Annotated in this window: 11 protein-coding genes and 1 pseudogene; 3 read left to right on the top strand and 9 right to left on the bottom strand. The window is 38.3% G+C overall.

What is annotated here, in order from left to right; genetic code table 11:
* Positions 1-4: 4 nt before the first annotated feature.
* The 4 genes from prmA to AAW12_RS01060 form a co-directional block, all read right to left on the bottom strand.
* On the bottom strand, positions 5-844 hold the full coding sequence (prmA, locus tag AAW12_RS01045; protein WP_046671772.1) for a 50S ribosomal protein L11 methyltransferase: 840 nt from the start codon (positions 842-844) through the stop codon (positions 5-7).
* Between the two features lie 9 nt (positions 845-853).
* Entirely contained in the window at positions 854-1,621 is a 768-nt protein-coding gene (gene tpiA / locus AAW12_RS01050) for a triose-phosphate isomerase (protein WP_046671773.1), read from the bottom strand.
* Between the two features lie 11 nt (positions 1,622-1,632).
* Positions 1,633-2,799, bottom strand: a complete 1,167-nt coding sequence (locus AAW12_RS01055) for a putative sugar nucleotidyl transferase (RefSeq protein WP_053003479.1) — start codon at positions 2,797-2,799, stop codon at positions 1,633-1,635.
* Between the two features lie 78 nt (positions 2,800-2,877).
* Complete coding sequence (locus tag AAW12_RS01060) at positions 2,878-3,126, bottom strand: type B 50S ribosomal protein L31 (protein ID WP_046671774.1); 249 nt, start codon at positions 3,124-3,126, stop codon at positions 2,878-2,880.
* A 225-nt stretch (positions 3,127-3,351) separates the two neighbouring features.
* Between AAW12_RS01060 and AAW12_RS01065 the strand changes: the two genes are divergently transcribed.
* A complete protein-coding gene (locus AAW12_RS01065) occupies positions 3,352-3,690 on the top strand; it encodes a DUF2853 family protein (protein ID WP_046671775.1) in 339 nt (112 codons plus the stop codon).
* A 24-nt stretch (positions 3,691-3,714) separates the two neighbouring features.
* On the opposite strand, the gene AAW12_RS01070 is transcribed toward AAW12_RS01065, so the two are convergent.
* Both AAW12_RS01070 and AAW12_RS01075 read right to left on the bottom strand, forming a co-directional pair.
* Positions 3,715-4,359, bottom strand: a complete 645-nt coding sequence (locus AAW12_RS01070; protein WP_046671776.1) for a carbohydrate-binding family 9-like protein — start codon at positions 4,357-4,359, stop codon at positions 3,715-3,717.
* 78 nt (positions 4,360-4,437) lie between these two features.
* Positions 4,438-5,544 (bottom strand): phosphotransferase enzyme family protein, encoded by a 1,107-nt coding sequence (locus AAW12_RS01075; RefSeq protein WP_046671777.1) that lies wholly within the window; start codon positions 5,542-5,544, stop codon positions 4,438-4,440.
* 230 nt (positions 5,545-5,774) lie between these two features.
* On the opposite strand from AAW12_RS01075, the gene AAW12_RS01080 reads away from it, so the two are divergent.
* The gene (locus tag AAW12_RS01080) at positions 5,775-7,121 is read left to right on the top strand and encodes a Gfo/Idh/MocA family protein (RefSeq protein WP_046671778.1); all 1,347 of its coding nucleotides are present in this window, start codon (positions 5,775-5,777) and stop codon (positions 7,119-7,121) included.
* Positions 7,122-7,266: 145 nt separating this feature from the next.
* A complete protein-coding gene (locus AAW12_RS01085; RefSeq protein WP_046671779.1) occupies positions 7,267-8,559 on the top strand; it encodes a hemolysin family protein in 1,293 nt (430 codons plus the stop codon).
* A gap of 76 nt (positions 8,560-8,635) precedes the next feature.
* Here the strand turns inward: AAW12_RS01085 and AAW12_RS01090 are convergent, their stop codons facing one another.
* The 3 genes and pseudogenes from AAW12_RS01090 to AAW12_RS01100 all read right to left on the bottom strand — a co-directional run.
* Positions 8,636-10,225 (bottom strand): peptide MFS transporter, encoded by a 1,590-nt coding sequence (locus tag AAW12_RS01090; protein ID WP_046671780.1) that lies wholly within the window; start codon positions 10,223-10,225, stop codon positions 8,636-8,638.
* A gap of 83 nt (positions 10,226-10,308) precedes the next feature.
* Complete coding sequence (locus AAW12_RS01095; protein WP_084823035.1) at positions 10,309-11,883, bottom strand: peptide MFS transporter; 1,575 nt, start codon at positions 11,881-11,883, stop codon at positions 10,309-10,311.
* 271 nt (positions 11,884-12,154) lie between these two features.
* Positions 12,155-12,385, bottom strand: a pseudogene (locus AAW12_RS01100) (sugar phosphate isomerase/epimerase); the annotation flags it as partial.

The raw sequence follows: 12,385 nt of genomic DNA on the forward strand, positions 1-12,385 counted from the left end.
TAAATTATCGCTTCACAAACTTGGCTGCACACCAATTATTTAAAACTTTATTGGAGATAAACTCAAAACCTAATGTGGTCGCCGCATCGCTTAAGATTGCTAAATCTTCCTGCTCATAGAAACCACTTAGGTACAGCTCACCCCCTGTACGAATGCTCAAGGCATACTGAGGTAATTGTTCTAAAAGAATGTTACGGTTAATATTTGCCAAAATCACATCAAAGACCCGACCAGCCAAAACTTCGTAAGATCCACAGAGCGCTTCGATATGCTCAACATGATTGAGTGCCCTATTTTCGATCACACTTTCAACACATATCTCATCATAATCCACAGCCAATACAGCTTTCGCGCCTTTTTTTGATGCCAAAATGGCCAGGATCCCTGTACCGCAGCCCATGTCTAAAACCTGCTTGCCCATAAAATCATTCTCCAAAATATACTGAAGCATCATCGAAGTTGTTTGATGATGGCCGGTGCCAAAAGACATCTTCGGATCTATAATGATTTCATAGGGAAACTCAGGTTTGGCCTCATGAAAAGTTGCACGCACATAGCATTGCCCTCCTACCTCTATTGGGTTGAAATTGCTTTCCCACAATTTATTCCAATTCTGATTTTCTATTTCCTGTATCTTATAATCGACCTCTAGGCCTTCATAAGGTTGAAGCATCAACGTTTCTAATGCTTGCAAGTCAAGATTTGCAGCTGAAATATAAGCTGCAAATCCAGATTCGGTATCCTCAAAAGTATCAAAGCCAATATCAGCCAAATCAGATATCAACAAATCCTTCTGCCATTCTTCACCTGATCGCATTTGAAAGATAACCTCTACGTATTTCATTTCTAAAAATTAGCCGTTAAATACTTTAGCGATATCAATAAAATCTCTCGATTTTAAAGAAGCACCTCCAATCAAACCACCATCGATGTCGGCTTGAGCAAACAAATCTTTTGCATTGCCTGGATTACAAGACCCTCCATATAGAATACTTGTATTATCAGCAATCTCCTGACCATATTGATCAGCTAGCACCTCACGAATAAATTGATGAACCTCTTGTGCTTGCTCAGGGCTAGCTGTCAAGCCAGTACCGATTGCCCAAACTGGCTCATATGCCAATACCACAGCTGCAAAAGCTTCTTTAGACAAGTGGAACAATCCATCTGTCAATTGTGTTTTGATCACATCAAAGAAAGCTCCAGATTCGCGTTCCTCTCTTGTTTCTCCAATACAGAATATTGGTGTCAAATCATGCTTTAATGCAATATCCACTTTAGATGCCAACAATGCATCAGTTTCACCAAAATAAGCACGTCTTTCAGAGTGACCTAAAATAACATGTGAAGCACCTACTGATTTTACTTGTGAAGCCGAAATCTCACCTGTATAAGCACCCGACTCCGCTTGGTGAATGTTCTGAGCACCAATATTTACATTCGCGACATTTTTAGACAGTTGCCCAAGACTTGACAAATGAATAAATGGACTACAAACAACCAATTCCTGGTTTCCAATCACTTCATCTTTGGCCATATTGATAATTTCAGAAAACAAGCTCAATCCTGATTGATAGTCTAAATTCATTTTCCAATTACCAGCTACGATTTTTTTACGCATGATTTTACGATTTAATTATATTTTTTGTTAAGTTGATTCAATTTATCTTTAATCTGCTCCGTGAGCTCTTCCCCTTTTGATGTATACAGCGTCTCCAGATATGCCATAAACTTATCAAATTCATAAGTCTGAGCACCTCCGTCAAACACCCAAGCAAATGACGGTACAAATTTAGCATAAAAACTTGTATCTGCTAGCATGCTTGCAATTCCAATTACTGTTCCTGTATTTAAAGCCGAATTGATGCCAAGGCGAGTATAGTCTCCAATAAAGGCTCCACATTTTAAAAGACCTGTATCCCGCACTCCATCCAATGCATAATCGTAAATTGAAACGGTCTTTAAGTTATTCTTCAAATTGGAATTAGAGGTACCAGCTCCTAAATTACACCAATCTCCTATTACCGAGCAACCTAGATAGCCATGATGCCCCTTGGCCGAAAAATCACCAACGACCGAATTTCCAATCTCTCCCCCTATGACACTCTGCTTCCCTATCGAAACATTGCCATAAATCGTCGCCCCCATTTTTACAACGGCACCTTTACCAAGGTATAATGGACCACGTAAATGCGCGCCCTCCATAATTGTAACATCTTCATCGATATATATGGGACCTTGTAGGGTATTGAGCGTAGCACATTCCATGCTAACACGATCAGCCACATAAAGATCATTACCTAACAATTGATTTGTTCCAGATATACTGGACGACTGAACACCTTGTACCAGATGATTGAAATCATGTGTTATTTCAGTCCCTGTGAGCAAAAATAGATCTTCTATCCCTTTTAATAGATCAACGGATATATCAACCTCTTGCACACGATAAGAGTCTATATGTGTATAACAACAAGCTAAAACGTATCCGCCCTGTACAAGGACCTCTCCTACACGCAAGCGCTGTAGAAGCTGTAATAAGGCTACTGACGGAATAACGTTCTCAGACACCCATATAAGCCCCTCCTTATCCGCATCGTTGGCAACATAGTGTACATCAAATTTTAAAGCTAATTTTCGCCATTTCTCCCGTAAAGTCAGTATACCAACCCGAAGGTCCAAACAAGATTTCACGAAAGTAAATGGATAAAGACTCTTTCTATCAAAAGTAGTTAATGGGGTGCTAAGCTTATCCAACAATTGGATCGAATCAAAGCAATCTGTAAAGAAGATTTTCACAAATTAAAAATAACAAAAAAAACCCGACAAATTATATTTATCGAGTTCTTAATATTGTAATATACAGATCTGCTACAATTATTTTTTGTTGTAACGGTTACGGAATTTGTCGATACGACCAGCAGTATCAACCAATTTCATTTTACCTGTATAGAAAGGGTGTGATGTATGAGAAATCTCTAATTTTACAACTGGATACTCATTTCCGTCTTCCCATGTAATAGTCTCTTTTGTATCAACACAAGATTTTGTAATAAAAGCATAGTCATTTGACATATCTTTAAATACAACTAATCTGTAATTTGAAGGATGCAAATCTTTTTTCATTATTATTATGATTACGTATATTCAATTATTGAGGTGCAAAGATAACTTATAAAAATGTAACTTACAACAATTACGAAGAATAATTAGTTGAAATTTTCCACATTTTAGTTAACAGCACTTATCAAGGGCACAAATGTAACAATCTTTATCCTAACCAAAGAATAATTTTGTTTATCGACTTTTTTACCTAACTTAACTTACTACAATTAAATCACTTACATAATTATGAGCAAATTAGATGAAAAAATTGCTGCATATGTTGCAGAATCAAAAAAGCTAGGCTTATCATTAGATGAAGCATTTATTGCAAAAGTAACAAAAGGAATAGGACCTTCCATTTACAATGCAGACTCGGAAACCATTGCTGCATCAGATCCCGAAGAACTTAACCGTGTCAAACAAAACTTTTTGATCAAAAAATTAGGTCTAAAAGATGGCCCTGATTTAGACAAGGCACTAGAGGAAGTGATTACCGCTATTGGCAAATCCAATAAAAATAAATACCGTGTATTAGTATATGCTTTATTGGCAAAGAAATTCAAAAAAGAATCTGTTTACCAATAAGCATCACCTTTTTTCACTCAACTCCTAACCAAAGACCATTTCTCCAAAAAACTCAGGGAGATGGAAATTAGGAGTTGGGTTTTCTATTTTATTCCAAGAGATAAAATGTGGTTGTTTGAGATGATCACCACATTTGTAAAAATTCCCATGTATCCGTTTACCTTTCAGGTCTACAACATCGTCAAACTGAAATACAGCAAGTGGAATGACCTCAATCATACTCCATCGCTTATCGGAACCATTACGCTCAATTAAAGAGTAAGTACGCACCTGTTCTATTGTTGTACTATCCAATCGATTTCTACTCGCCTTTTCGGCCGGACCATAACCGATCAAGCCTGTTCCAATTAGATTAAATTCCAGGTTATAATAATGTTCGCGTCCATCAAAAGAAATAAAGAACTCCACACAGCTATCTTCCCATACATTTTGATTTGTTTCGGAATAATTACCCCGAAGTTGTTCTTCGACGACATCATATTGCAACACAAGATACTCCTGGGTATAGCCAATCTTAAATTGTACCTCAGGTTTATACGGGAAAGATTCGCTCCAGTTATTAAACTCCAGCGAATGCGATTCAAAATTGCTCAAGAGCTTCGACAAAGTATGATAATCAAGTGTATTGGCCAGCTCCGCTGCGATAGGCAAAATGGTTAGTTTTTTCATTCGAATATTTTTTTACAGAAAAAAGAAGCTTCATCTACGCGATGGAAGCTTCTCAATATGATTAAAGGTATAAAATTGTTAAATGCAATCAAAAACTACCTTCCGCATAAATGCTTCATTCTTTTCCATCTCTTCAACCAATTTCAATTGCGTATTTGTACGCACCAGATTATGGTCATCATATTTAGTTTTGTAGTAATGATCTCCTTCCAAATAGTCCGTTAAGAAACGTACTCCTTGCATATAGGGCAATAAGAAGGCCCCATCGACTAATGTTTCTTTCTCTAAAGTTGTCAAGAAGTCATTAGCTTCCTCCAAATAACCTTCGGCATAGGCCTTATATAAGGCAAGATTTAGCAGAATTTTCGAAACATCCATCTCATCTTCGGCAACAGGGTTAATAATCGTCCGAATCGCATCTCCAAAATCGTATGCCACATAGCCTGGCATAACTGTATCCAAATCGATCACACATTGCATCTTATCGTGGCGATCTAAGAGCACATTATTAAACTTGGTATCATTATGTGTAATGCGCAGTGGAAGTTCCCCCTTGTTACCAAGTTCAAGAATGGTTTTCATTCGATCTTCACGACTAAAGATAAAATCCAATTTGTCCTTTACCGACGCTACACGTTGGCACACATCTTTAGCGATTGCTTTTCGAAGATTTTCAAGTCTAAACTCTATATTATGAAAGTTTGGAAGTACTTCAACGATCAACGAAGCATCTAAATCCGACAGCTGTTTTTGAAACAACCCAAAAGCACGGCCACCTTCGGCTGCTTGGACTTCTGTCTCTACAATATCGTAGCTTTTCGTATCCTCTATGAGAATAAACATGCGCCAATAATTATCCTGACTATCTTTTATATATAATTCCCCACCTTTTGTAGGAACAATTGTCAATACATGATCGCTGATTCTTTTTCCTTCAGCGACTTTAACTTTTTTGCTAAGATGCTTGGTGACAATCTCAATATTATGCATTAATCCATCCACGTTCGGAAAAACATGGTGATTAATACGTTGTAATAAATGCGATATACCGCTATCTACAGTAGTAACTACACGATAGGTATCATTGATATGACCAGAACCAAACGGTTGCACTGAAATGATATCTCCTTCTAATGTGAATTGTTTTGCTGCGCTCTCTACTACTAATTGGTTAAAATCAGACATTAAACTATGTTTTTTAAATCATCAATGTGCTTGCAATATCACAAATTGAATTAATAAATGATAATTTTTATTTCAATCAAACGTTTGCATGAAATTTAATAAAATTAAGCAAACGTTTGCACTTTCATTTATCCCAAATGAAATAATATATTTGTTAATAGTACCCAGTCTCAAAGACTGTTTTCAAACAAGTAAATAACTAATATACAAACTCCTTATATCTCAAAACAATGGATAGAAGAAATTTCATAAAATCGACTGCCATCACTACAGCTGGAATCGGTGTCCTTTCAAGTACAGAATTATTTGCCCAAACAAATGGCAAGATAAAAATCGGTTTTATTGGTGTGGGTCTTAGAGGACGTAATCACGTTCAAATTGCCCTAAACAGAGATGATTTAGAAATCGTGGCTGTCTGTGACACCCAAGAAGAATCTCTAGCACAATGCCGTAAACAATTCAACGCAAAAGGCACCAAACTTCCAAAAGAATATACTGGTGGCGTTGATGCTTACAAAAAGATGTTAAGCAATGAAAAATTAGATGCTGTCATTATTGCAACACCTTGGCAATTCCACAAAAACCAAGCTATTGACGCAATGAAAGCTGGACTATACGTAGGTTGCGAGGTAATAGCAGGTCTAACACTACAAGATCACTGGGATATTGTGAAAGTATCCGAAGAAACCGGAAAGCCTTACATGACCCTAGAAAATGTGGCATTCCGTCGTGACGTACTTGCTGTATTGAATATGCACAGACAAGGGCTATTTGGTGAATTGTTGCACCTGGAAGGCGGTTATCAACACGATTTACGCGAAGTATTATTCAATGACGGAAAAGCGTATTATGGCCATGGCGTTGAATATGGCCCGAAAGCGATTTCTGAGGCACAATGGCGTACACAGTTCAATATCGATCAAGATGGTGATCTATATCCTACCCACGGTTTAGGTCCAATTATGCAATTTGCAGATATCAACAAGGGCAACAGATTCACCCATATCACTTCGTACTCAAGTAAAGCCCGTGGATTGGCAGCCTATGTCAATAAAGTTTCCCCAGGACACCCCAACGGTAAGATCAATTACAAAAATGGTGATATCACACAAACGATGTTACAATGTGCAAATGGAGAAACCATGTTATTAACGCATGATACACACTTGCCAAGACCTTACTCTATCGGCTTCCGCGTACAAGGAACAGATGGTATTTGGATGGATGTTGCAAAAGGTATTCACATCGAGGGTAAATCCAAACCACACACGTGGGATTCTGCAGATGAATGGGTAAAGAAATACGATCACCCAATCTGGCAAAAATATGAAGCGGTAGCAAATGGTTCTGGTCATGGTGGCATGGACTGGTTTGTATTCAATGCGTTCATTCAGGCAGTAAAACAAAAGGTACAGACGCCAATTGACGTATATGATTCAGTAACCATGAGTGCTGTATTCCCATTATCAACCGAGTCTATTGCAAAAGGAAATAAAACGTTGGAATTCCCTGATTTCACAAAAGGAAAATGGAAAACCAAGAAAAATACTTTTATGCTAGATGACAGTGGAATGTAATTGAAAAAACATTCTTATTATTATAAAAGCCGTATTGAAAGATATACGGCTTTTTTTATGGATGCTTGACATAATCATAATAATCCTACTTTTTAGCTGGTCTTTTCCGTAAATTAGCACTAGCAAACAACTTTTTCAACTCATTATGCTTACCGAAGCAATTATTATTTTAGTCCTGATTATTCTAAACGGAATACTATCGGCATCAGAAATATCCATCGTATCCAGCAGAAAGGCAAGGCTACAGGCTGAAAGCGATAAAAACAATGCGGCAGCCAAAATAGCGCTAAACCTAAAAGAATCGCCCAACAACTTTCTATCCACTGTACAAATAGGCATTACCCTTATCGGCATTCTAACCGGTTTTTTTTCTGGTGGTAGTATTTCCACATATCTAGTCGGCATATTTAATAAATCCAGTATTATAGCCCCCTATAGTGAACAGCTCGCTGTAATCATTGTCGTCTTTATCATCACCTACTTTTCGTTGGTGCTTGGTGAATTAGTCCCCAAACGTATCGGTATGGCTATTCCGGAGAAGTATGCCATGCTAATCGCTTACCCGATGAACCTGCTCAGCAAAATCGTACGACCATTTGTATGGCTACTCAGTATGTCGACAGAATTTATTGTCAAAATACTCAATATCAAGAGTAGCGGTAATAGTGTCACGGAAGAAGAAATTAAGGCGCTAGTAGACGAAGGTGTCGACAGTGGTGTCATCGAAGGTATTGAGCACGATATCGTCGACCGTCTATTGAGTTTAGGGGACAAAAAGGCGGTCAACCTAATGACTCACCGCAAAAACATTGTTTTTTTGGATCTGGAAGATTCTTTTGAAGAAAACAGAAAGATCATACTGGACAACGATCATTCCATCTACCCGGTCTGTGAAGGTGGACTCGACAATATTAAAGGTGTTGTTCATGTAAAGTCCTTACTACGACAATGCCTCCAAAACGAACCATTTGATCTAAGAATGCTTATGTTACCCATCAAATTTGTGAACGAATTTAGCTCATCTTATAGCATCATGAATACCCTCCGCACCTCCAGTATACATCAGGCGGTTGTCATTGATGAATATGGTTCGCCACAGGGAATCATTACGTTACGGGATATCGTTGGCGATTTGGTAGGGAACATCACCGAAAGCGACCTAAGTGCCCGACCGACAATACGTCAATTGGAAAACGGCGATTATGTTGTCGACGGACAATATCAGATCGAGGACCTTTTGGATGAATTTGAAATCGGTCTTTCTGAGGAAGACGAAGATGAGATCAACAATGTAACTACCGTAGGAGGCCTAGTGTTCCTAAGATTAGATCACGTGCCCGAAGAAGGCGAACGTGTCCGATTTAAAAATCTGGTTTTCGAAGTGCTTGATATGGATGGGCACCGCATCGATAAACTACTTTTGAAAGTGGAGGAATAAAAGAATATAAAAAGCGGTTGGTTGATCGATGTACTGATCAGCCAACCGCTTTTATATGCTCACCTTCTACAACAATTTAGTTGATGCCGTGCATCATTTTTTTCAATAAGGGGTTAAAGATAATCAACAACAATGCAGTAACTCCCGGAACTATTGCAAATATCATAAAGAAGTAAGACATCGAATGTTCTTCTGTAATGCGATCAATGTATGACCCTAAAAATCCACCGATAAAATTGGCAATAGCCGAAGCACAGAACCAACAACCGAAAAGAAGTCCCAAAAATTTCTTTGGAGAAAGCTTACTGACATAAGACAAACCAACAGGAGACAAACAAAGCTCTCCTGCAGAATGGAAAAAATAGGCGATTACAAGCCAAATCATACTGACCGATGCTGTCTTGGCACCTTGAGGAATCTCGCTTGCCCCATAAGCCAGTGCCGCAAATCCGATACCCACTAATATTAAGCCCAATGCAAACTTAACAGGACCAGATGGATTCCATATTTTTTCCCAGAATTTACTAAATGACGATGCCAGTGAAATGATAAAAAATGCATTCAAAATCTGAAACCATGAAGCGCCGACTTCTGATCCAGTTATTCCTATTTCTCTAAAGACTTTCCAAAGTCCCAAACACCAAATTATACCAAAAGAAATACCAGTAAATAAGATTGTTAACGGATATTGTTTATATATCTTTCTAGCCAATGCCGTTAAAACGATCGTCACAATGACAATTGGCACAATGGTCAAAATAGTATCAATCCATTTAAATGTCACCGCCGAACTTCCAGACAGAACCCTCTGTGTATAATCCTTTGCGAATATTGACATGGATCCGCCTGCTTGTTCAAAAGACAGAAAGAAAACCACACTAGCCAACATGAATATGGTGACGACGATCAATCTATCTCGGACAACATGTGCTGGAATGACCTCTTCCTCTTCTTCGTGATTCTTAATCTTTTTTTCATGGTAAGCCTGAAGTGCTTTAGGAGAATCTCCGATGATACCAAATATCTTTTGTCCAAAATAGAATTGCAACATACCAAAGAACATAAACACTCCAGCAAGTCCGAATCCATAATGCCAACCGATCTTCTCACCAATGTAACCACATAATAGCATTCCTAAAAATGATCCGGCATTGATTCCCATATAAAATATGGTATAACCAGCGTCCTTTTTAGGACTTTGATCTGGGTAGAGATTTCCCACCATGGAAGAAATATTAGGTTTAAACATCCCGTTTCCTAGGATCATTAAGACAAGACCAAGATAAAAGAAATTTGAATTAACGCCCTCAAATGCCATAGACAAATGCCCCAAGGTCATGACCAAAGCACCGATCAAAATTGCCTTTTTAAAACCGGTTAGCTTATCCGCTATCATTCCACCGATCAATGGTGTCAAATAGACGAAACCAGTATACAAACCGTAAAGTTTCATGGCCCGTTCATTACTCCATTCCCATCCTCCATCAGCAATGGAACTTATTAAAAATAAGGTCAACAATGCCCGCATACCGTAATAGCTAAACCGCTCCCACATCTCTGTAAAGAATAGGACAAATAATCCGGCAGGATGTCCATTTACCATCTTGTCATCGATCCCCTGCTTAGCAAGATGCGCTACAAGAACTTGATCTTTTTCTTGATTCATATAATTTCAATAATTTTTTTATAACTCAGGTTTTGTTTTTATTTTGATAAAAATCGCTTGAAGATACACTATTTTTCTATGAATTAATCAATTCCATGCATCATCTTTTTTATTTTTTTGTTGCCTAGAATAAGAAATACAGCAGCCACCATAGGGATCACTGTAAATACAGCAAAGAAGTAAGACATCGAATGAGATTCAGTAATCTTATCAATATACGACCCAATAAAGCCCCCTATAAAATTAGCTATGGCATTGGCACAAAACCAAAAACCAAACAATAACCCCAGGAATTTTTTGGGCGATAGTTTACTGACATAAGAAAGTCCAACCGGACCAATACACAATTCGCCCACTGTATGAAAAAAGTATGCCAATACCAGCCATATCATACTAACAGAGGCCGTCCTTGCACCGGTAGGAATCTCGGAGCTTCCAATAGATAGTGCTGCAAAACCAACTCCAACCAATGTCAGTCCCATTGCAAACTTAATTGGACCAGAAGGATTCCATACTTTCTCCCAGATCTTACTAAATGATGTAGCCAGCGTAATGATAAAGAAAGAATTTAACATCGGAAACCAGGATACAGTAACTTCCGAATTCATACCATAATACTCCCGATAAACCTTCCAAAGACACAAGGACCAGATGATCACAAAAGAAATGCTCGAAAAAAGTATAATCATCGGGTATTTGCGTATGATTTTCTTCGCTAAAACAAACAGTACCCCAGTAATTACCACAATCGGCAAAACCGTCAATGCAGCGTCGAACCATTTAAATAAAACCGCCACGTCACCACTCAATACCCGCTGTGTATAATTTTTTGCAAAGATCGTCATCGAGCCACCCGCTTGTTCAAAAGCTAAATGGAAGACAATACTTGACAACATAAAAATGGCTATTACAAGCAATCGATCACGCACAATATGTTGCGGATTTTCTTCTTGATCCGCTGCAATATCGGTTAGCTCTTCTTGTTTCTCGGGTGTATTTCCAATCTTTCCGAAGATGGGCTGCGCAAAATAAAATTGCAACATTCCCAAAAACATAAATATTCCGGCAAGCCCAAAACCATAATGCCAGCCGATCTTCTCACCAATATAGCCGCATAGCATCATACCCAAAAATGCCCCTCCATTGATACCCATATAAAAAATGGTATACCCCGCATCCTTTTTACCGCCTTTATCTGGATATAATTTTCCTACCATCGAAGAAATATTGGGTTTGAACAGACCATTTCCCAAAACAATCAGCACCAACCCTGCCAAAAAAAAGCTTTTATTAAATCCCTCTAAAGCCATAGCGATATGCCCGAGAGTCATAATTATAGCCCCCACCATAATGGATTTTTTATATCCTGTAAGACGGTCGGCTATAATCCCGCCGAACAAGGGCGTTAAAAATACCATCCCGGTGTACAAACCGTAAAGCTTCATAGCTTCGGAGTTGGTCCAGCCCCATCCTTGTTGGGCGATGGTAGAAACTAGAAAATTCACCAACAGCGCCCGCATACCATAATAGCTAAAACGCTCCCACATCTCTGTGAAGAATAATACGAACAAGCCGGCTGGATGCCCTTGCACCAATACATGTTCCGCCCCTACTTTTTGCAAATGGGTTTCAAGAACAGCATTTTTTTCAAAATTCATGTTTTTTTTAGTCGTTATTTTTCAAAATAAGGTAGTGCGATTTCCATTTATAAAGTATACCATCAGTAAATGGAAAAATCCGATGGTCCTCTACACCAAGAAAGTAGTTATTTACTCATCTTCATATACTCAAGCAAGATAGTGAAGATTTTAATAGGTTTCTAACAAATGGACTTCAGTTTTTTTAGTTGTTGCATCCGAGCAACACATCAATTAAAACCTATTTAACTATTCGAGTGCTGTCCATAGACAGAACGCGAATAGTTAAATTTTAAATCAAAGGACGCAAGCGTTCCAATAATTTTTTAGTAGCAAAAATACCCTCTTCCTTACTCAACTTACTTCCCTCATATTCAATCCCCACATAACCTTTGAATTTTGCTTTTTTAACAATCTTCAACATACGCTCATAGTCAATTTGCGTTTCATTACCATTGGCATCAAAATCATGTGTTTTGGCACTCACACAATGCGCATAAGGCATTAAATCCGTTACACCTTG

The sequence above is a fragment of the Sphingobacterium sp. Ag1 genome (assembly GCF_000988325.1).
In the GTDB taxonomy this organism is placed as follows: domain Bacteria; phylum Bacteroidota; class Bacteroidia; order Sphingobacteriales; family Sphingobacteriaceae; genus Sphingobacterium.